General features: G+C 70.7%; 2 protein-coding genes (1 of these 2 running past the window's edge). Both read left to right on the top strand.

The annotated features are described in order from the left end of the window. Window positions 1-32 precede the first annotated feature (32 nt). Window positions 33-20,882 (top strand): non-ribosomal peptide synthase/polyketide synthase, encoded by a 20,850-nt coding sequence (locus tag LVJ94_46540; GenBank protein ID WXB04351.1) that lies wholly within the window; start codon window positions 33-35, stop codon window positions 20,880-20,882. Further along, window positions 20,879-23,736 carry the 5' portion of a non-ribosomal peptide synthase/polyketide synthase gene (locus LVJ94_46535; GenBank protein ID WXB04350.1) on the top strand. 18,889 nt of this gene lie beyond the right edge of the window, so the window shows 2,858 of its 21,747 coding nt (coding positions 1-2,858); its start codon is at window positions 20,879-20,881; its stop codon lies beyond the right edge, outside the window. Before LVJ94_46540 ends, LVJ94_46535 begins: the two co-directional genes overlap by 4 nt.

Raw genomic sequence — 23,736 nt, 5'->3', positions numbered from 1 at the left:
GGCGTTGCGGCGACGAAAAAAAGGCATCCACCATGTCGATGAGCACCAAAGAGGGCGCACCGCGAAGGCGGAGTCCCGCCCCGAGTTCCTGGACGAGCCGTGTGATCGTCGGCGAACGCCTCGGGGTCGAGAACCCGCCGGAGTGGTTCGTTCGGTCGTACGAGGAGTTCCGCAAGAACGTCATCGATCCCGCGTTTCCGTGCTTCTTCGGGACCACGGCGGAGCGTCGCGGCGAGATGTTCTACGCGTTCGTGAACGGCGACGATTGGGCGCACCTCGCCGCGACCATGGCGCACTTTTCCGCGCTGTCGCGCATGCCGCAGCACCAGCGGTGCAACTTCGCGCTGTTCTTCGAACCGCGCGAGGTGCCGCTCGACCACGCCGCGTACCGCACCTTCTGCTGGAAGGTGTTGCAGCACCTGCACGACGCCGACGCTGGGGAATTGGAGCTCGACGTCGACCCGACGGATCCGGCGTGGGAGTTCGCCGCGTTCGGGCAGCAGATGTTCGTCGTGGGGTGCAGCCCCTCGTACAAGAACCGCCGGAGCCGCAACCTCGGTCCGGGCATCGTGATGCTCTTCCAGCCGCGGGCCGTGTTCATCGACCAGGTGACCAAGCGGGCCATCGGTGAGGAGGCGCGCGCGGAGGTCCGGCGGCGGCTGCTCGCGTGGGACGACTTCCCGCACCACCCCGACATGGGGGTGTACGGCGATCCGACGAATCTGGAGTGGCGGCAGTACTTCATCGACGACGCGAACGATCCCGAGGTGGGCGTGTGCCCCTTCCGGCAGCGCCGGAAGACCACGCCGCGGCCGCGCGATCTCGCCAGCACGCTGCGCGAGCGCGCACGCACGATGCCGGAGCGCGTGGCGGCGCAGTTCATTCCCGATGCGGGCGGACCCGCCGTGCCGCTGACGTATGCGGAGCTCGACGCGCATGCGCGGCGGCTGGCCATGGGGCTGCTCGCGCAGGCCGAGCCGGGCGATCGCGCGCTCGTCTTGGCGCCGAGCGGGCTCGAATACGTCACCGCGATGTTCGCCTGCTTCTACGCAGGGATCATCGCGGTTCCCGGCTACCCCGTGACGCGGGGCAACGCGCAGCATTTCCAGCGGCTCGTGGGCATGATGCGCGATGCGCGCCCGCGCCTGCTGCTCGTGGACGCGGCGAGCGAAGCGCACCTCGCGAACTTCGAGCCGGCGTTGCTCGAGGGCACGGTGACGGTGGTGGTGCGAAGCGATGGGCCGGCGGTGAGTGCGTGGGAGCCGCCGGCGCTCGACCCGGCGTCGATCGCGTTCTTGCAGTACACCTCGGGCTCCACGGGTCTGCCCAAGGGCGTCATGGTCAGCCATGCGAACCTGATGGCCAACTGCACGGCGCTCACGTTCGGGATGGCGCTCGGGGCCGACGATGTGATGGTGAGCTGGCTGCCGCTGTTCCACGACATGGGCCTCATCGGGACGATGCTCTGCTCCGTGCATGCGGGCATCCCGTTCGTGTTCATGTCCCCGCACCGGGTGATGCAGAGCCCCACGCTGTGGCTGAAGGCCATCGCGGAATACGGAGGCACGGTCAGCGGCGGTCCGAACTTCGCGTACCAGCTCTGCGTCGATCGCGCGAAGGACGCGGTCCTGGCCGGGCTCGATCTGCGCCGCTGGCGTCTGGCGTTCTGCGGCTCGGAGCCGATTCGGGCGGCGACGATGGAGGCGTTCGTGCAACGCTTCGAACCGTGCGGCTTCGGTGCGCGGGCGCTGGCACCGGCGTACGGCCTCGCCGAGGCCACCCTGGTCGTGTCGGTCTCGCCAGCGGGCTCGGGGATGCGCACGTCGCCGCTTCCTCTAGGGGGACCGCTCGTCGAATGCGGGCCCGTGGTGCCGGGCCACCGCGTGCGCATTGCCGATCCGGTGACCGGGCGCGAGTGCGAGGAGGGGAGCACCGGGGAGATTTGGGTCTCGGGGCCGAGCGTCACGGCGGGCTACTGGAAGAACGCCGAGGCGACGGCGAAGATTTTCCGCACCGTGGTGCACGAGGATGGCGTCGAGGAGCGCTTCCTGCGCACGAGCGACTTGGGGTTCGTGCAGCGGGGACGCCTCTTCGTCAATGGGCGCGTGAAGGACACGCTCGTGGTGCGCGGGCAGAACGTCTACCCGCAGGACATCGAGCAGACGATTTACGAGCGCGTGCCCAGCGTCCGCAAAGGACGCGCGTCGGTGTTTCCCTTCGTCGTCGACGGTATCGAGGGGATCGGCTTCGCGGTGGAGGCCAGCCCGGCGCAGGTGGCCTCGCGCGGGGCGGACGAGATCCTGCGCGCGATTGCGCGGGCCATTTCGGGCGAGCACCAGATGCCCGTGGAGCTCGGGTTGCTTCTTCGCCCGGGGGCCTTGCCGCGGACGTCGAGCGGGAAGCTGCGCCGCTCGGCCTGCGTCCCCGAATGGCACGCGGGCGCGATGGCGCCGCTCTCCGTGTACCGGCGCGAGGAGGTCGAGGAGCCCGCCCAGGCGGCCCGCGTGGCCCCGCGCACGGCGACGGAGCATGCGCTGGCGAGCCTCTGGAGCGAGATCCTCGGCCTGCGCAACCCCAGCGTGCACGCGGACTTTTTCGAAGCGGGCGGCGACTCGCTGCGGGCAGCTCGGCTACTCGCGCGCATCCAGGGGATCTTTCCCGTGGAGCTTGCGATGGAGGCGGTCTTCGAGGCGCGCACCATCGCCGAGCAGGCGGCGCGCATCGACGCACCGTCCACGCCGCGGAGGCAGCCGATCGCGCGACGCACCGACGCGCGTGCGCCGCTCTCGCATGGCCAGCGTGCGCTGTGGTTTCTCTGGAAGCTTCACCCGGCGAGCACGGCGTACACCCTGAGCGCGACGTTGCGGTTGATCGGACCGCTGGACGCGGAGGCGCTGCGTGCGGCGTTCGCTATGGTGCTCGAGCGGCACGAGGTGCTGCGCGCCCGCTTCGAAGAGATCGACGGCGTGCCGTGGCAGGTGACCGCGCAGGACGCGCCGCTGCCGTGGGAAGCGTACGAGCTGGGGGAAACTTCGGCGTCGGTCGCGGGGTCGTTCGATCTGGAGCGCGGTCCGGTGGCGCGTGCGGCCTTGGTGCAGGTTGCGCCCGAGGAGCATGAGCTGCGGCTCGCCGTGCACCACATCGTGGCGGACGGCTGGTCCGTGGGGACGATCTGGCGCGAGCTTTCCGCGTTCTATGCCTCGGAGCGGGACGGCGTGGCGCCGTCGATCGACGCGTTGCCGATCCAGTTCGGCGACTATGCGGCGTGGGAGCGAAGCGAGGAGCGCACGGCGGAGCACGAGGCGCAGCTCGCGTATTGGCGCGGCGCGCTCGCGGAGGTTCGTCCCACGGAGGCACCGGGGCGAAGGTCCTCGCAGGGGGCGGGCGATGCGATGGGCCGGGCGGTGGCCTTGGTGCCGCCGGAGGCGACGCTTGCCGTGCGGCGGCTGGCGCAGCGCGCGGGGGCCACGTTGTCGGTGGCCCTGCTGGCGGCGCTCGACGTGCTTCTCCATCGGTACAGCGGTGAGCGCGAGATCGTCGTCGGTGTGGCCACCGCCGGACGACGCAGGCCCGAGACGGAGTCGCTCGTGGGCTACTTCGTGAACACGGTGGTGCACCGCGCGACGGTGCCCCCGGCGGCGACGTTCGCAGAGGTGCTCGCGCATGTCCTCGTGCGCGCGGGCGAGGAACGTGCGAACCAGGACGTGCCCTTCGAGCGGGTGGTGGCCGCATTGCAACCGCAGCGCCGTCACGGCGAGGCTCCGTTCTTCGACGTGGTGTTCAACCATCTGCCCGCGGATGTGGAGGCCGTGCGCCTTCCGGGGCTCGGCGTGGCGGTGGAGCAGCTCGACGCGGGGGCGCCGTTCGATTGGACCTTGCACGCGCGCGAATCGGGCGAGGCTCTGGCGCTTTCCCTCGAGTACCGCGCGGGGCGGTACGATGGCGCCGTGGCCGAGCAGGTGCTCGGCGACTACGTGGCGCTGCTCGAGCAGGCGGTGGCCGATGCGGGCACGTACGCTGGCGGCTTTCGCCTGACGAGCGTCACGGAAGTGTCGATGGCGCCCCCGTTTCGTAGCGTGCTCGATCGCTTCGCGGACCAAGTTCGCGATCGAGGCGATGCGCTGGCCGTGACGTGCGAAGGTGCCTCCATCGACTACCGGCGCCTGGCGGGGTGGTCGCATCGCCTCGCGGCACGGCTCGAGGCCGCGGGCGTGCGCCCGGACGAATGCGTGGGTCTGTGCGTGGGGCGATCCATCGCGGTCGTGGCCGGGATGCTGGGCATCCAGCACGCGGGGGCGGCCTTCGTTCCTCTGGATCCGGCGTATCCCGTCGAGCGCCTGCGGGCGATGCTCGACGATGCCAGCGTGCGGTGCGTGGTGGCCGACGCCGCGAGCGCGCAGGGCCTTCGCGAGGTGCTCGAAGGCCGGATCCTCGTTTCCGTGACGGACGGCGATGGCGAGGACGCCACGGTCCATGGCGTTTCGGTGCATCCGGAGCAGCTCGCGTACGTGATGTTCACCTCGGGTTCCAGCGGCCGGCCGAAGGGCGTGGAGGTCTCGCACCGCGCACTGGCGCTGCACCTCGACGACTACACGGCGGCCTTCGAGCTGGGGGCGCGCGATGTGGTGCTCCAGTTTTCCACGATCAGCTTCGACGCGGCCGTGGAGCAGATCTTCCCCGCGCTGGCTGCAGGGGCGCGCTTGGTCATGCGTGGGCCCGAGATTTGGAGTTGGGCCGAGCTGAATGCGACCTTGGAACGCGAGCGCGTCTCGCTGGCGTTTCTGGCCACCGGGTACTGGCAGCAGTGGCTGCACCATCTGCCGGCGCACCCGCCCGCGTCGCTACGTCGAGTTCGCGTTGGCGGTGAGGCGCTCGGCGGCGATGCCGTGGGGCGTTGGCGCGCGAGCTCGTTCGGTGCCGTGCGGCTCGACAACTGCTACGGCCCGACGGAGTGCGCCGTCTCCACGTCGGCCCACGCGACGGGCGCGGACGACGTGCTCGAGACGGCGGTGCCCATCGGAAAGAGCTTCACCGGGCGCTGCGCCTACGTGCTCGATCCCGACGGGAACGACGTTCCGCCGGGGGGCATCGGCGAGCTATGCCTCGGCGGCGCGAGCCTCGCCCGCGGCTACGCGGGGCAACCGTCGCTGACCGCGCTCCGCTTCGCGCCGGAGCCTGCGCGCCCCGGCGTGGAAGCCGGCGGGCGCGTCTATCGAACCGGGGATCGTTGCCGGCGCCGGCTCGATGGGACCTTGGAGTTTCTCGGGCGGCTCGACGACCAGGTCAAACTGCGCGGCTACCGGATCGAGCTCGGCGAAATCGAGACCGCCTTGCGCGCGGCGGCGGGCGTGACCGACGCGGTGGCCGTGCTTCACGGCGAAGGCGAGCGTCGCTTCCTCGTGGCCTACGTGGTGGGTGGCGCCGAGCCGGAGGCGATGCGCCGCGCGCTCGCGCGAGTGCTGCCCGCGCACATGGTTCCGCAGGTCCTCGTGCCGCTGGCATCGCTCCCGCGGCTGCCCAACGGCAAGCTCGATCGCCGCGCGCTGCCGGCACCGGACATGCCTCGCGCCGAGGACACGGTGGCCCCCCGCACGGAGCGCGAGGAGGCGTTGCTCGCCATCTGGAAGCAGGTGCTCGGTCGCGACGACGTCGGCACGGGCGACGACTTCTTCGCGCTGGGCGGGGACTCGATCGCGAGCCTGCAGGTGGTGGCGCGCGCCCGGGATGCCGGCCTTTCCATTTCGGTGCGGCAGGTGTTCGAGCGCCCCACGGTGGCCGAGCTCGCGGTGGCGGCGCGCGCATGCGACGGCATCGGGAAATCGGTCGAGGAGTCCGCGGCCGACGTGTACCCGGCGACGCCGGTGCAAGAGGGGCTTCTGTTCCACGACGCCTTCGAGGAATCGGGCGGCGTGTACGTGTCGCAGGGCTGTCTCACGTTGCGGGGAGAGCTCGATCGCGCGGCGCTGCGCAGTGCGTGGGAGGCGGCGGTCGCGCGCCACGAGGTGCTGCGGACGTCGTTTGCATGGCAGCCCGAGGGCGGTGCCTCGCAAACCGTGCACCGGGACGTCGTGCTGCCGTACGACGAGCGGGATGCGTCGGGGCTTTCGATGGACGCGTACGCGGAGCTCGCGGCGGAGGCTCGCGCCGGCGACGTGGCGCGAGGGTTCGAGCTGGGGGCCGCCCCGTTGATGCGCATCACCGGGTTGGTGCGCCCCGACGGGGGTTACGATCTGGTGTGGACGTACCACCACGCGCTGCTTGATGGATGGAGCGCGTCGCGCATCGTGGCCGAGGTCCTCGAGGACCACGCATCGCGCGGCGAGGTGCAACGGGAGCCGGCGCCCCCGTACCGTCACTATGTTGCGTGGCTTCGCGGCCGTCCGAGCGGCGAAGCCTGGTGGCGCACCGAGCTCGCACGGTGGGATGCGCCGGCCACGGTGGGGGCGGGGTTCGGCCGCGTGCGGCAGCGGGAGCCTGGGACGCACCACATGCGCCGCACGCCCGGCGCCTCGCGCTCGGAGGCCTTGAAGGCGGCGGCGGCCCGCGCGAAGGTCACCGTGAACACGTTGATGCAAGGCGCGTGGGCGATCGTGCTGGCGCGCCATGCGGATCGGGCCCAAGCCGTGTTTGGCGTCACGGTGGCCGGACGCCCTTCCGAGCTTGCAGGGGTCGAGCGCATGGTGGGCCTGTTCATCAACACGCTGCCCATGTGCCTGGAGACGCCCCCGGAGGCGCGCCTCGACGCGTGGCTGCGCACCGTGCAACAGCGCGCCGTGAGCCTGCGCGAGCACGAAGATACGCGGGCCGCCGACGTGCAGAAGTGGGCCGGCCGCACCGGCGAGCCGCTCTTCGACAGCGTGCTCGTGTACGAGAACCACCCGCTGTTCGACGTGCTCGGTGCGCGCTCGGGCGGGCTGGCGATCGAAAACGTCGCCACCATGGACCGCACGCACTACCCGCTGACGTTGACGGTCTATCCGCGGCGGGACTTCGAGCTCGAGTGGGAGTGGGACGGCGCGCGGATGGAGCGCGCTTGGATCGAGCGCCTCGCCGCGGGCTACCTGGAGGTGTTGTCCCAGATCTCCGAGGGCGGGGACCTGTGCCTTGGCGAATTGGTGATGGGGCAGGCTCGCGCGCAGACGGTGCTCGCGTACCGATTCGACGCGGTGGGGGAGCGTGTAAGCCGTGCGTCGCGTGAGCACGGGGAGAAAGAGGCGGTGTGGTGCGAGGGCACGGTCGCGACGTACGGAGAGCTGGAGAGGTGGTCGAACCGGGTGGGCCATGCGCTGGTGAGGCGCGGCGTGAAGCGGGACGAGCTGGTGGGCTTGTGCGTGGAGCGGTCGGTGGGGTTGGTGGCGGGTCTTCTGGGGGTGTGGAAATCGGGCGGGGCGTTCGTGCCGCTGGATCCGACGTACCCGGAGGAGCGGCTGCGGGAGATGCTGAGCGGGATTCGCGTGGTGGTGTGCGACGGGGCGACGGCCGGTCGATTCGCGGATGCCGAGGTGGTTCGGATCGACGAGGTTGGGATGGAGGCGGGGGAGGGGACGTGGGGGACGCCGCATTCGGAGCAGCTGGCGTACGTGATCTACACGTCGGGATCGACGGGGCGTCCGAAGGGGGTGGGGGTGAGCCACCGGTCACTGAGCCTGCACGTGGACGACTTCGTGGAGACGTATGGGATAGGGGCGGAAGACCGGGTGTTGTTCTCGTCGACGATCAACTTCGATGTGTCACTGCACGAATTGTTGCCCGTGTTGACGCGTGGCGGTCGTTCGGTGATGCGGGGAAAGGAGGCGTGGGAGCTGGAGCAGCTGACGACGACGTTGCGCGAGCAAGGGGTGACGTTCGCGCGGGTGTCGACGGCGTACTGGCAGCAGTGGGTGCATCGGTTGCCGGAGGCGTTGCCGAAGCTGCGGCAGGTGACGGTGGGCGGAGAGGGGTTGGCGGGGGATGCCCTCGCGCGCTGGTTTGCGGGGCCGTTGTCGACGGTGAAGCTGGACAACCTGTACGGCCCGACGGAGACGACGGTGGCCTCGCACCGTCACCGGACGCAGGCGGCCGACGGCGGGGAGACGATCGTCCCGATCGGGCAGACGTTCCCAGGGCGAACGTCGTACGTGATGGACCGGTGGGGGAATGGGGTTCCTCCTGGGGGAGTGGGGGAGCTGTGCATCGGCGGAGCGAGCGTGGCGCGGGGGTATTTGGAGCGTCCGAGCCTGACGGCGGAGCGGTTCGTGCCGGATCCGCAGGGGGAGGGGGGGCGGTTGTACCGAAGCGGGGACGTGTGCCGAGAACGAGCGGACGGCGTGCTGGAATTTCTGGGGCGAGGGGACGCGCAGATCAAACTGCGGGGTTACCGGATCGAGCTGGGAGAAATCGAAACGGCGCTGCGTCGGTGCGAAGGTGTGACGGACGCGGTGGTGGAGGTGAAGGGGGAAGGGGAGTCGCGTCGTCTGGTGGGGTACGTGACGGGGACGGCGAGCATCGAAGCGCTCCGAGCGGCCGCGGAGCAAAAGCTGCCGTCGTACATGGTGCCGTCGGCGTTCGTCGTGGTGGACGCGTTGCCGCTGCTGCCGAACGGCAAGGTGAATCGCCGCGCCTTGCCCGAGCCCGACGTCACGGACACGGACGCCTACGTGGCACCGCGCACCGTGCTCGAGGCCACGCTGCAGACGATCTGGCAGGCAGTGCTGAAGCGCGAACCGATCGGGGTCACCGCGAATTTTTTCGACCTGGGGGGTGACTCGATCCTGAGCCTCCAGATCATCGCACGCGCACGCGAAGCGGGATGGAAGCTCACGCCGAGGCAGCTCTTCGAGCAGCCCACCATCGCGTCGTGCGCACGGGCCGCGCGGCCGCATCGAGAGTCCCATACCGCGTTGCACGAGGTGTTGCGCGGCGACATTCCGCTCACCCCGATTCAAGCGCGCTTCTTCGAGCGGCACCCCTCGGGGCCCGCGCACTGGAACCAGTCGATCCTTCTGCGCGTCCGCAACGAGCTTCGGTCCGAGGCTCTGGAGCAAGCGCTGGTCACCCTCGTGGCTCGCCACGATGCGCTGCGCCTGCGGTTCACGCGTCACGGGACGAGCTGGACCCAGCGTGTCGCCGAGCACGAGACGAACACGCTCTCCGAGGTCATCGACCTCCTCGATCCCGCGCACCTGGCCGTCGAGGGCGAGCGCCTTCAGCGAAGCTTGAACCTTCAGCAAGGTCCACTGCTGCGCGCGGCCTATTTCCGTTTGCCGGACGGTGAGCGGCGTCTTCTCCTGGTCGTGCACCACCTCGCGGTGGATGGCGTCTCCTGGCGCATTCTGCTCGACGAGCTCGCGTACGCCTACCCGGCCATCGTCCAACGAGCCGTGCCGGAGCCCCCGCCACCGAGCGCGCCATGGAGCATCTGGGCCTCCCGTTTGCGCGAGTACGCGACAAGCGATGCGGTGACCGCCGAGCTTCCCTGGTGGCATCGCAGCCTCGCGCCGGCCACGCGCTTTCCGCGCGACGCGGAGGGCGACCGGACCTACGCGGCAAGCCGCGAGATCGTGTGGACGCTGAACGCGGCGGAGACGCAACGCCTCTTCGACGCGGCGCCGCGCGCCTATCGGATGCGCGTGGACGAAGTCCTGCTCACCGCGCTCGTCCAAGCCATCGCGTCGCACACTGGCGATGCGGGGGCGCTCGTAGAGCTCGAAGGGCACGGCCGCGAAGACGTGATCGCGGGCGTCGACGTCAGCCGCACCCTCGGGTGGTTCACCACGCGCTACCCCGTTTGGATCGAGGCCGCCGGCGACGCCGGTACCGCCCTCGTGGACGTGAAGGAGCGACTCCGCGCCGTTCCGCAAAAGGGCCTCCGCTGGGGCCTGTTGGACACGGGGCACCTCGAGGTGCCGCGGCCGGCCATCGGCTTCAATTACCTCGGCCGATTCGACGGCGAGGTCGGGGCGCTCTTCACGCTCGCCGACGAGTTCGCAGGGGATCCCATCGATCCGGCGACCGAGATGGGGCGCCCGCTCGATCTCAATGCGATGGCTCAGGGCGGATCACTCCGCGTGAGTTGGCGTTTTCTCCCGGCCGTGATCGGAGAGGACGCCGTGCGCGGGCTCGTGGCGGCGTTCGAGGCGAGGCTGCGCGTGCTCGTCGATCACGCGGCGATCGCGCCGCCCGCGTGGACGGCCTCGGATTTTCCGCTGGCGCGGCTCACGCAGGCCTCGCTCGAGGCGATGACGTTGCCGCTCGCCGAGGTGCAGGACATCTACCCGGCCACGCCGGTTCAGCAGGGACTCGTCTTCGAGAGCCTCGTGGACCCGTCGCGTGGGGCGTACATCAACCAGCTCCGCGTGACGCTGCGCGGTCCGCTCGACGTGAACGCCTTCCGCGCGGCATGGACGTCCGCGGTCGCGCGGCACGATATCTTGCGCACGCACTTCGAGTTTCGGCATGGCGGGCAGGCATTGCAGGTGGTTCACCGCGCGGCGGGGCTGCCTTTCGCCGAGCACGATTGGTCCGAGACGCACGACTACGAGGCACGCCTTCAGGCGTTCTGCGCGTCCGATCTCGCGCGTGGTTTTGCGACGGACGCGGCGCCGCTGCTGCGCATCCACCTTTTCCGGCGGCCGGATGGCGCTCACGACTTGGTTCGTACGAGTCACCACGCGCTGTCCGACGGCTGGAGCGCGCAGCGCTTGTTCGGCGAGATCTTCACGGAGTACGCGGCACGACGTGCGGGGCGCTCGATCGAGCTGCCGGCGCCGGTTCCCTACCGCGACTACGTGGTGTGGTTGCAGGCGCGTCCGAGCCCGCGGGCCTTCTGGGAGGCGAAGTTTCGCGATGTCGTCGACCCTGCGAGCGTGTCGACGATTCTGCAGCGCTCGACCCTGGGCGGAGAAGCGCCCGGCCCCATCGAAGGGCGCCTGGACGCTTCGCTGGCCCGTCGCGTGCGCGAAGCGGCGCGGCAACACCAGATCACGTTGAACACGCTGGTGCAGGCGGCGTGGGCCCTGGTGCTCGCAAGGATGGCCGGTGCCCGGCAAGCGCTCTTTGGCGCCACCGTTTCCGGGCGGCCGCCGGAGCTCGACGGGGTCGAGCGGATGCTCGGGTTGTTCATCAACACGTTGCCGGTGGTGGTCGACCTCCCCGCTGAGATGCCCGTCGGCGCATGGCTGCAACGTCTTCAGCGCGAGGCGACCGAGCTTGCCGAGTACGAGCACACGCCGCTGCAGGATTTGCAACAGTGGGTGCATCGGACGGGTGATGCGCTGTTCGACAGCATCGTGGTCTTCGAGAACTACCCGGTGGGCGAGGGGCCGCTGGCCGGCGGCACGGGCCTCACGATCGAGCATGTGCAGGTGGTGGACCGCACCCACTACCCACTGACGCTGACCGTGGTTCCGCGCGGCGAGGACATCGCGATCGTGTGGTCGTGGGATCCGCGCAAGGTGTTGCGGTCGCGTGTGGCGGCCATGGCCGATGCGTATACGGCGATCCTCGGGCAGCTCGCCGGCGAAGGAGAACGGGGTCTCGATGCGATTCGGGTGGGTAAGCACCCCCACCCCAGCCCTCCCCCGGGGGGGGAGGGAGCTGTAACGGCGAGCGCCAGGGCTTCGTCCCCGGAGGGAGCCGAAACGGCGAGCGCCAGGGCCCAGGGTGGGGAAATGGCGCGTGTCATGAACGCCAGGGCTCCCTCCCCCGCGGAGGTCCGCGGCTCGCCGCGGCCGACGTTCAACGCAGCGGGAGGGTTGGGGTGGGGGGGCTTGTTGCTCCCGCAACAAATTGCCGAGCGGGTGCAGCTGCAGCCTCACGCCGAGGCGATCTCCTGCGAAGGCGAGCGCCTCACCTACGCAGAGCTCGACGCGCTGGCGAATCGGATCGCGCGCAAGCTCGGAAACGCGAGGGGCGAGCGCATCGGCGTCCGCGTCGAGCGCTCGGTGGCGATGGTGGCAGCGTGCCTGGGCATCTGGAAGGCAGGCGGCGCGTACGTGCCGCTGGATCCGAGCTACCCGGAGGAGCGGCTGCGCGCGATGGTGCAGGCCGGCGGGGTTCGACGCGTGCTCGCGGAGCTGGATCTCGACGGCATCTCGGACGCGCCCGTGTCGACGGAGGTGCACCCGGAGGAGCTCGCGTACGTGATGTTCACGTCAGGCTCCACGGGCGAACCCAAGGCGGTGGGCATCCGCCACCGCGCCCTGGCGCTGCACGCGGCGGACTTCGTGGCGACCTACGCCCTCGACCCCCACGACGTGGTGTACCAGTTCGCCACGATCAACTTCGACACGTCGGTGGAGCAGATCTTCCCAACGCTGGCTGCCGGCGCCCGCATCGTGATGCGCGGTCCGTCGGTAGCCGACTGGACGAGCCTGCACGAAGTGCTCGCGGCAGAAGGCGTCACGGTGTTGAACCTGTCGACGGCGTACTGGGCGCAGGCCATCGCGCACATGCGCGAGCCGCTGCCCGCGCTGCGGGTGATGCTCATTGGCGGCGAAGCGGCGACGCCGGACATGGTGCAACGCTGGCACGCCAGCGCACTGGCACCGGTGCGCCTGACCAACGGGTACGGCCCGACGGAAATCACGGTGACGTGCACCGTGCACGAAACGACGGAGGCGGACGGCGCCCGCGCGGTGGTTCCCATCGGGCGCGCGCACGCGAGCCGGCGCATCTACGTGCTCGACGCAGACGGCGGCCCTGTGCCGCTGTACGGCATCGGAGAACTCTGCGTGGGAGGCGACATGCTCGCCCGTGGCTACCTCGAACGCCCCGGCGCCACGGCGGCAGTCTTCGTGCCGGACCCGTTCGTCCCCGGCGCCCGCATCTACCGCACCGGCGACATCTGCCGCGTGCTCGAGGACGGAGTCTTCGAGTTCCTCGGCCGCCGCGACGACCAGATCAAACTGCGCGGCCACCGCATCGAACTCGGCGAGGTCGAATTTGCCCTCCGTCGCGTCCCCGGCGTACGCGAGGCAGCGGCCCTGGTTCGAGGCGCAGGCGATCGCCGCCGTCTCGTGGGCTACGTGGCGGGAACCGTGAACACGGACACAGTGATCCGCGCCTTGAAGGAGCACCTCCCCCCGTACATGGTGCCCTCGGCGGTCGTCGCCCTGCCCTCGATGCCCCTGCGCCCCAATGGCAAGGTGGATCGTGACGCATTGCCCGAGCCGGAGATGCGTGAGGCGCCGACCTCCGTCGCGCCGCGCACGGACATCGAGCGCCAGCTCGCGGGCATCTGGCGCGACGTCTTGCAGCGCGCCGACCTCGGCGTCACCGACGACTTTTTCGCACTGGGCGGCGACTCCATTGCCAGCCTTCGCGTCGTTGCCCGCGCGCGCGAACTCGGCCTGGGCCTCACACCCAAGCAGGTGCTCGAGCACCCCACCATCGCGGAACTCGCGTTGGCCGCAGGCCGCACACGCGATGCCGAGCACCGCGAGATCCACGATGCGCTCCCCCTCACCCCGATCCAAGCGTGGTTCTTCGAAGAGCACCCCGCGGGCGAGTCGCACTACAACCAGGCCGTCCTCCTTCGCACGACCGAAGACCTCTCGTCCGCCGCCCTGGAGCGGGCCCTCGATGCATTGGTCGCGCGCCACGACGCGCTCCGTCTGCGCTTCCAGGTGCACGAGGGCGTCTGGCACCAGCGCGTCGCACCGGAGGATCGGCACACGCGTCTCGAGGTGTGCGATTTCCGCCAAGAGACCGACTGGGCCGCCCGCCTCGAGGTCGAGGGCGAGCGCCTGCAGAAGAGTCTGAACCTGCAGGACGGCCCACTCCTTCGCGCCGCCCACTGCCGCGTGGGCGAGCACGAAGGGCGCCTGCTGATCGTCGTGCACCACCTGGCGGTGGACGGCGTGTCGTGGCGGGTGCTTCTCGACGAGCTGGCGACGGCGTACCGTCAGGCCGCGCGCGGCGAAGCGATGGCGCTGCCCAAGGCGAGCACGCCGTGGAGCGCATGGGCGAAGGCTCTCACCGAGTATGCGGCGCGCGCCGAGGTGACGAACGAGGCCGCCTTTTGGCAGACGTCGCTCGCCCCATCGTCCGGAGCCCTGGCCTCCGATGGAACGGGGACCGTCGGGGCGAGCCGGGAGGCCACCCTCGAGTTCGACGCCGCCTGGACCCGCCGTCTGCTCGACGTCGCCGCGCGCACCTTTCGGATGCGCGTCGACGAAGTGCTGATCACCGCCCTGGTGCGCACGCTCGCGCAGCCCGGTGCCGGCTTGCTCGTGGACCTCGAAGGCCACGGACGCGAGGACGTCCTCGACGGTGTCGATGCGAGCCGCACGCTGGGCTGGTTCACCACGCAGTACCCCGTCTGGTTGGAGGCGCCCGCCGAGGAAACGGCCGCCCTTCGTGCCGTCAAAGAGCGTTTGCGCGCGGTGCCCCATCGCGGCATGCACTTCGGCCTCTTGCGCCATGGCGCGGATCCGGCCACCCGCGAAGCGATGCGCGCGCTGCCCCGTCCCGAGGTGAATTTCAACTACCTCGGGCAGTTCGATGCGGTGGAAGGTCCCTTCGCCTTCGCGCGCGAAAGCTTTGGCCCGGCGGTGGCGGTGTCGAGCCGCCTTCCGCACCCGCTCGAAGTGAACGCGCTGGTGACCGGTGGCGTGCTCCAGGTGAGCTTCCGCTACGATCCCGAGCGCCTCGAGGCCGCAGACGCCATGGTCGCGCGGTTCGATGCCGCGCTGCGCGCGCTCGTTTCGCACGCCGCGACGTCCGGTGTCCTCACCAGCGCGACGGATTTTCCGCTGGCAAGCATCGCGCACGTCGAGTTGGACGCACTCGGGCTCGACCTGGCCAACGTGGAGGACATCTACCCCGCCACGCCGCTGCAGCAGGGGCTCCTCTTCCACACGCTGCTCGACCCGGAGGCGTACATCAACGAGCTGCGCGTGACCATTCGCGGCCCGCTGGACCACGACGCCTTCCGTGCAGCGTGGCGCGCGGCCGTGTCGCGGCATCCCATTCTGCGAACGCACTTCGAGTGGCGGCACGGTGGCGAGCCGCTGCAGATCGTGCACCGGCATGTCGAACTCCCGTGGAACGAGGCCCAGCCCGCGGCGATCGATCTGGCGCGCGCGCCGCTGATGCGCGCGGGCCTGTCGGCGCGATCCGGAGAAGACGTGCACGACTTCGTGTGGACCTCGCACCACGTGCTGCTCGATGGGTGGAGCGTGGCGCGGCTGTTCGGGGAGGTCATCGCCGAATACCGCGGCGAGCCACCGGCGCAGACGCCGCCTCCGTTCCGGCAGTACGTGGCGTGGCTTCGCCCGCGGGCGAACGCAGGGGAGGGCGCGGAGAAGGCATGGTGGCGTGCGAAGCTCGGGGGCGTGGGGGACGCCGCGGGGCTCCTCGACAGCCTTGGCGCGTCCGACGACCGTGAGGCGGGGCGCCATGAACAGCGACTCGACGGCGCGCTCACTGCGCGCATCGTCGCCTTTGCGCAGCGCCATCGCGTCACGTTGAACACCGTGATGCAGGCGGCGTGGGCGCTGGTGTTGAGCCGTCACGCGGACAACACGAACGTCCTCTTCGGCACCACCGTGGCGGGGCGGCCCGCGGAGCTGCCCGGTGTGGAAGCGATGCTCGGGCTCTTCATCAACACGGTGCCCGTGCCCATCACCGTGTCCGACGCCGCGCCCGTCCCGGTGTGGCTGCGCGGGCTGCAAGATGCGATGGTGGAGCTCGCGCAGCACGAACACACACCGCTGCACGAGCTTCAGCGGTGGGCCGGTCGCCCGGGCGCGGCGCTGTTCGACACGTTGCTCGTGTTCGAGAACTACCCGCTGCACGAGTCGGCGCGCTCCTCGCAGGACCTCGTCTTCGAAGACGCAACCCTCGACGATCGCACGCACTACCCGCTAACCCTGTCGGTCACCTCCGGTGCTGCACTCGAGGTGACGTGGGCCTGGCAGAAAGGCTCGCTCGATCGCCCGGCCGTCGAACGGCTCGCCGCACACCTCGCAGACGTTCTCGCGCAGCTTGCGCAAGGGGACGACGTTCGCGTTCGTGATGTGCGGCTCGCGTCGACCCATGCCACCGCGACGGCGTTCGCCGGGTACGCGTTCCAATCCGTTCCCGCGCGCGTGCACGCGCAGGCGGTGCGCCAGCCGGAGGCCGTGGCCGTGAGCTCGGGCGGAAGGTATCTCACCTACGCGCAGCTCGTGGCGTGGTCCGCGCGCATCGCGCATCGTCTCGCCGGTGCGGCCCGCGAAGAGCGCATTGGCCTCTGCGTCGAGCGCGGTGTGGCCCTTCCCGCGGCGCTCTTGGGGGTGCTCGAGGCGGGGGCTGCGTACGTTCCGCTCGATCCGTCGTACCCGGTCGAGCGGCTCGCGTACATGCTCGAGGATGCGCGCATCGGCACCGTCGTGGCCGATCGGGCGAGTGCAGCGGACCTGGCCGCGCTCTTCGCGGGCCGGCGTGTGCTCATCGTCGAAGAGGAGGACGGTGCGGGGGCACCTGTCCAAGGTGCCGCCGTGCAGCCCGCGCAGATCGCTTACGTGCTGTACACCTCCGGCTCGACGGGGGCGCCGAAGGGCGTCGCGGTCAGCCACGAGGCGCTGGATCGGTTCCTCGCTAGCACCGGGGAGCGGCCAGGGCTCGCGGCGGACGACGTGTGGCTCAGTGTCACGTCGCCCTCGTTCGACATCTCCGCGCTCGAGATCTACCTGCCGCTCATCACCGGCGCCCGCGTGGAGATCGCTCCGCGCGAGGCCCTGGCCGACGGTGCCGTGTTGACGGCGTTGCTCGGGACGAGCGGCGCCACCGTGATGCAGGCCACGCCGACGACCTGGCGTACCTTGGTCGACACGGGATGGCGCGGCGAGGCGAAGCTCGTGGCCCTTTCGGGTGGCGAGGCGCTGCCCGAGGACCTTGCGCGTGCCCTTCTCGAGCGGGGCGTGACCCTCTGGAACATGTACGGCCCCACGGAAACGACAATCTGGTCGAGCGCGGCGCGGCTCGAGCCGGGGCGGCGCATCACCTTGGGCGAGCCCCTTCACGACACCGTGCTGCGCATCCTCGATGCGCGCGGCGAACCGGTGCCCGTCGGCGGCGTGGGAGAGCTCTGCATCGGCGGAACGAACCTGGCCCGCGGCTACCTCGGGCGCCCGGCCATGACCGCCGACCGCTTCGTGCCCGATCCACTGGCCCGCGGCCGCCTGTACCGCACCGGTGATCGATGCCGGCTGCGCGCAGACGGCACCGCGGAGTTTCTCGGCCGGCTCGATCTCCAGGTGAAGCTGCGCGGTCACCGCATCGAACTCGGCGAGGTCGAGTCCGCCTTGCGCGCGCTGCCCGGCGTCGATGACGCCGTGGTCGTCGTGAAGGGCGAAGGCGATCGCGCCCGCCTCGTGGGCTACGTCACGGGCAGCGGCGAGCCGCAGGCCCTGCGCGCCGCGCTGGCCGAGAAGCTCCCATCGATCATGGTGCCCTCGGTGCTCGTGCCGCTCGAGGCGCTTCCCATGACCCTCAATGGGAAGATCGCCCGCGGAGCGCTTCCCGAGGTCGATGCGCGCGAGGCCTACGTCGCGCCGCGCACGGACGCCGAGGTGGCGCTGGCCCGGCTATGGGCCGAGGTGCTCGGGGTCGATGCCGTTTCGGCCCGGGACGACTTCTTCGGCGTCGGCGGGCACTCGATTTCCGCCGTGCGCCTCGTGGCGCGCATCCGGCGCGATCTCCAGCGCGATCTTCCGCTGCGCGCGATCTTCGAGCACCCGGTGCTTGCCGACTTGGCCGCATCGCTCGACCGCGTTGCAGGTTCGATGCACGCGATCGCGGCGCGCCGAAACCGTCCGCGCGCCATCCCGCTGTCATTTGCGCAAGAGCGTCTCTGGTTCCTCTGGAAGCTCGAACCCGAGAGCGCGGCCTACACCGTGGGCGGTGCGCTCCGCCTCGAGGGCGAGCTCGATGTGCCGGTCCTGCGTGCGGCGCTCACGTCGATCGTCGCTCGCCACGAGAGCCTGCGGACCCGGTTCGAAGCTGGCCCCGATGGCACGCCGCTTCAAATCGTCTCCGACGCGCCCGACTTCGCATGGACCGAACGCGACGGCGAGCCCAGCCCCGACGCGCTCGCGCGCCCGTTCGATCTGGAGCACGGCCCGCTCTTCCGCGCCGAGCTCGCGAAGCGGGGTCCGGGTGATCACGTGCTCGTGCTCGCGATGCATCACATCGTCTCCGACGGCGCCTCCGTCGATCGGTTCCTCGCGGAGCTGGCCGCCGCCTACCGCGGGGAGAAGCTCGAGGCCCTGCCGATTCAATACGCCGACTACGCGCTCTGGGAGCGCGACACGGCCAACGGAGCTGCGATGGTCCAAAAGCTCGCCTACTGGCGCGAGCACCTGGGCACGGAGCACCCCGTGCTCGAGCTGCCCGTCGATCGGCCCCGCCGGGGTCCGCGCAGCCCGCGCGGGGCGCGGGTTGTCCGCGAGCTCGATCCCGCGCGCGTGCACGCGATCGATGCGTTGGCGCGCCGGGCCGGCGTCACCCGCTTCGTCGTGCTGCTCGCGGCGTTCGATGTGCTGCTTCACCGCTACGCCGGCGAGCGCGACATCCGCGTGGGCATCCCCGTGACGGGCCGCCGGCACGTGGAGACCGAGCCGCTCATCGGCTTTTTCGTCAACACCGTCGTCCATCGCGCGGAGCTCCGTGCCGCGATGCCCTTCGGTGCACTTTTGCGCGAGGTGCGCGCGGGGATGGCCTCCGCCCTCGCGAACCAGGACGTTCCCTTCGCCCGCGTGGTGGATGCCTTGCGGCCCGAGCGCAACTTGGGCCAGACGCCGCTCTTTCGCGTCACCTTCAACTACGAAGAGGACGACGGCGTCGCCCCGGCGCTCGCGGGCCTGCGCGTCTCGCCCGTCCCGGCGCGCACCGGCGACGTCGCCTTCGACCTGATGCTCGACGCCTCCTCCGGGCGCGGCCGTCTGACGCTCTCCTTCGGCTACGCCACGGATCTCTTCGACAAGGCCACGATGGCGCGCTTGCTCGAAGACTACACGGCCATCCTCGATGCCGTGGCCTCCGACGTCGAGCTCCGCGTCAGCGAGATCGCGCTCGGTGCCGTCGCGCCTGCGTCGGTCGCCGCCGTGCACCCGTTCGAGTCCGTGCCTGCGCGGTTCGCGCGTCAGGTGGCGCTGCGCCCCGATGCCGTGGCGTTGCTCTTCCAGGGCCAGCGCTGGACGTACCGCGAGCTCGATGCCTGGTCGACCCGCATCGGGCGATGCCTGCTCGCGCTCGGCGTGACCAGAGAGGAACCCGTGGCCGTGTGCATCGATCGCTCGGCCGCGGTGGTCGCCGCCATCCTCGGCATCCTCAAGGCCGGTGCCGCCTACGTCCCGCTCGATCCTCGCTACCCGCGCGAGCGCCTTGCCGACACCGTGCGCGACGCCGGGATCCGCCGCGTCGTGCTCGATGCGCCTTCGTCCGAGTGGGCGAGCCTCGACGTCGTCGACGTCTTCCACCTGCCGCACGCCACCGACGACGCAGGCTGGCACGTGCCCGTCCAGCGCGAGCAGCTCGCGTACGTCATCTACACCTCGGGCTCCACCGGGCGGCCCAAGGGCGTCGGCATCACGCACGCGAACGTGGCGCGCCTGTTCGACGCGACCGCGGTGCACTTTGGTTTTGGCCCGGGTGACGTCTGGACCCTGTTCCACTCGCCGTCGTTCGACTTCTCCGTCTGGGAGATCTTCGGCCCGCTGGTCTACGGCGGCTGCCTCGTGGTCGTGCCTTACGCAACGACGCGCGATCCGAGCGCGTTCCACCGCCTGCTCGGCGAGGAGGGCGTCACCGTGTTGAACCAGACGCCCTCGGCGTTCATCCCGCTCATGCACATCGATCGCCAGGCCGAGCACCCACTGCGCGATCTGCGTGCGGTCATCTTCGGCGGGGAAAAGCTCGACCCCGCGCTGCTCGCGCCCTGGGCGCACGCCCGCCGCGAAAGCTTGCCCCGCCTGGTGAACATGTACGGCATCACCGAGACGACGGTGCACGTCACCCACCGCGTCTTTGCGCCGGCGGATCTCGAGCCGGCGCGGGCGCGCAGCCTCATCGGGGCGCCCATCGACGACCTCGAGCTGTACGTGCTCGACGAGGGCATGAACACGGTGCCGGTCAACGGCATCGGGGAGCTCTACGTCGGCGGTGCCGGCCTCGCGCGGGCGTACCTGGGGCGTCCCGGGCTGACGGCCTCGCGCTTCGTGCCCGATCCGCGTGGCGGTGGCCGTCGCCTGTACGCCTCGGGCGACCGCGCGCGCCGCCTGGCCGATGGCGACATCGAATACATCGGGCGCGCCGATGCGCAGGTGAAGATCCGCGGCTACCGCATCGAACTCGGCGAAATCGAGGCTGCCCTGCGGGCGCACCCCGCCGTGCGTGAAGCGGTCGTCGTCGTGCGCTCCGACGGCGAACGCGGTCCACGCCTGATCGCGTATGCGGTGCCGGAGGAGGGCGCCCTCACGCAGGAAGCGCTGCGCGGCCATGCCGTGTCGCGCTTGCCGGGGCACATGGTTCCCACGGCGTTCGTCCTGCTCGAGGCGCTGCCGCTCACGACCAACGGCAAGCTCGATCGATCGGCGCTGCCGGAGCCGGGCTACGACGAATCGGGCGCGCGCACCGCCCCGAGTACGGAGATGGAGCTCCGCGTGGCCGAGGCTTTCGCCGCCGTTCTCGGCGTGCCCGCGGCCTTCGTCGAGAGCGACTTCTTCCACCTGGGCGGCGACTCGCTGGCGGCGGTGCGCGTGGCCGCGCGGCTCTCCGAGTCGGTGGGGCGGCACGTCGAAGTGGCCGCCGTCTTCCAGCACCCGGCCGTACGCGATCTTGCGAAGCACCTGGACGAAGCACACGCGGCGGACGATGGCGCCGTCGCCCTCATGAACGATTGGCTCGATTCCCTCACATGACGATCCCCGGAGTTACGAAGTTGCAGAATACAAGCGACGAGTTCCACCGCCTTTCGGAACGTTACGCGGCCCTGCCGGCCGACAAGCGTGCCGCGTTCCGAGCCCGCCTTGCGGAGAACGCGATTTCGCCGTCGCGCCTGCCCATCGTTCGCCTCGCGTCCCGCCCCGGGGATCTCCCGCTGTCGCATGGGCAGGAGCGCCTTTGGTTCCTCTGGAAACTCGAGCCCGCGAGCGACGCGTACAACGTCGCGGGGGCGGTGCGCCTCGAAGGCGAGCTCGATGCCGCTGCCGTTCATACGGCCCTCGAGGGCGTGGTCGCGCGCCACGAGGCCCTGCGCACCTCCTTCGACGAGATGGACGGACAGCCGCGCCAGCGCGTGACCGCCACCCCGGCCTTCGCATGGGGCACGCACGATCTTCGTGGCGCGGCGTCCGCCGAGGACGAGCTCGGGCGCGTCCTTCGCGAGCGCGCGCGTGCGCCCTTCGATCTGGCGCACGGGCCGCTTCTGCGCGCGGAGCTCGTGCAGCTCGGCGACGAGGAGCACGTGCTCTTGCTGGCGGTGCACCACATCGTCTGCGACGGGTGGTCGCTGCGCATTCTGCTTTCGGAGTTCGTCGAGTTCTACGGTGCGGCCCGCGAGGGGCGCGTCTCGCAGCTCCCGCCGCCGGCGATCGGCTACACGGACTTCAGCCTCTGGCAACGCGAGTGGTTCGGCGAGGGCGCGCTCGATGCGCAGCTCGCGTATTGGCGTGACCGTCTCGGCGGGCCCGCGACGTCGAAGTTTCCCGTCGACCGCGTGGAAAACGGTGGCGCGCGCGAGGGCGCCCAGATCGTCGCGACCGTGGGCGGTGCGCGTGCGGAGGCGTTGCGCCAGCTCGCACGCGCGCGCAGCGTGACGCCGTTCATGACCTTGCTGACCGTCTGGGCCTCGCTGCTGTCCCGTCTCGGCGGTGCACGGGACGTGCGCATCGGTGTGCCGCTTTCGGGCCGCGAGCGGCGGGAGACGCACGGGGTCATCGGCTTCTTCGTGAACACGCTGGTGCTGCGCATCGACGTGGCCCACGGCGCGACCTTCGCGTCGCTGCTCGAGCAGGTGCGCGTGCGGGTGCTCGAGGCCCGGGCGAACCAAGACGTGCCGCTCTCGCGCCTGGAGAGTGCCCTCGGGGATCGCAGCGCCGGCGCGAAGCTCTTCGACGTGACCTTCAACATGGAGGACCTCGACGAGCGTGTTCTCGCCGGGCTCCCCGGACTCACCGTCGAACCGCATGCCCTCGAGGCGGGCGATGCGAAGTTTGCCCTCTCCCTCAACGTCACCGAGTCGGCGGGGGCGTTCCGCCTGGTGTTCGACTATTCGCGCGGCGCGTTCGAGGCCGCCACCATCGAGCAGATGGCCGAGCACTACGCGGCGTTGCTCGAGGCGGTCATCGCGCAGCCGGATGCGAATGTCGATCGCATCGAGCTGGCGTGCGCGGCCGAGGCCTGGGGCGAAGGACGCACCTGGGAGGGCAACGTGCTCGCGCGGGTGGCCGAGCTCGCGCGCACCCGCACCGCCGAGTCCGCGCTGGTGCACGGGGGGCGCACCCTCTCGTGGGGCGAGCTGTGGGTATGGGCCGGCCGCCTGGCGTCCAAACTCGTCGAGTTGGGCGTACGCCGCGAGAGCACCGTCGCCTTGTGCCTCCCGCGGTCCGCGGAGCTCGTCGTGGGCATCCTTGCCGCGTGGCGTGCCGGCGGCGCGTACGTGCCGCTCGATCCGAGCCTACCGGAGGAGCGGCTTGCGTGGCAGCTCGGCGATTGCGGGGCGCGCGTCGTGATTACCGATGCGACGGCGGCATGGGTTCCCGAGGGCACCGCCGTCGTGGCCTCCGACGCCGAAGGGGTTGCCCCGGCTTCGATGGTCGTGCCGCGGGCCGAGCAAGCGGCGTACGTCATCTACACTTCGGGCACCACGGGCCGGCCCAAGGGGGTCGTCGTGAGCCATGGCGCGCTCTCGGCGTACGTGCACTCGCTCGCCTTGCGCCTGCCCACGGGGCTCGCCAGCGCGGCGTATGCCTCGACACCGTCGGCCGATCTGGGGCACACGGTGCTCTTCGGTGCGCTCTTCGGTGGCTTCACCTTGCACATCGTCGACGAGGCGCGCGCGATGGATCCGGATCGCTTCGCGGCGTACATGCGGGAGCACCGCATCGACGCGTTGAAGATCGTACCGAGCCACCTGGCGGCCCTGCTCGAAGCGAGCGATGCCTCCGGGGTATTGCCGGCCCGCTGTCTGGTGCTCGGCGGCGAGACGACGGGGGCGGAGCTTGCGGCGCGCATCGCGGTGTTGGCGCCGGCGTGCCACGTGATGAACCACTACGGCCCCACGGAGACGACCGTGGGCGTGCTCACGCACGACGGTGCCGAGACGTTGCGCCTGGCGCTTCCCTTGGGCCGGCCGCTGTCGCACGCCCGCGTGTACGTGCTCGATGGCGACGGTGAACCGAGCCCGCGCGGGGCGGTGGGCGAGATCGGCATCGGCGGCGAGAGCGTAGCGCGTGGCTACCTGGGGCGGCCCGGGCTTACCGCAGAGCGCTTCGTGCCGGACGCACGGGGCCGCGCCGGCAGCCGTCTGTACCGCACCGGCGACAAAGCGCGGCACCTCGCCAACGGCGACGTCGAGTTCCTCGGGCGCTTCGACGACCAGGTGAAGATCCGCGGTTACCGCGTCGAGCCGCAGGAGATCGCGTCGCGGTTGCGCGCGCTCCCCGGTGTTCGCGACGCCGCCGTGATCGCGCGCCCCGATGCGCGCGGTCGCATGCGTCTGCTCGGCTACGTGGTCGGCGCACGCCTCGGCGGAGAGTCCCTCCAGCGTGCCCT

It is taken from the genome of Sorangiineae bacterium MSr11367 (genome assembly GCA_037157805.1).
Taxonomy (GTDB): domain Bacteria; phylum Myxococcota_A; class Polyangia; order Polyangiales; family Polyangiaceae; genus Pendulispora; species Pendulispora rubella.
Note: the sequence above shows the minus strand (reverse complement) of the source record. Positions and strands in the feature narration are given on the sequence as shown.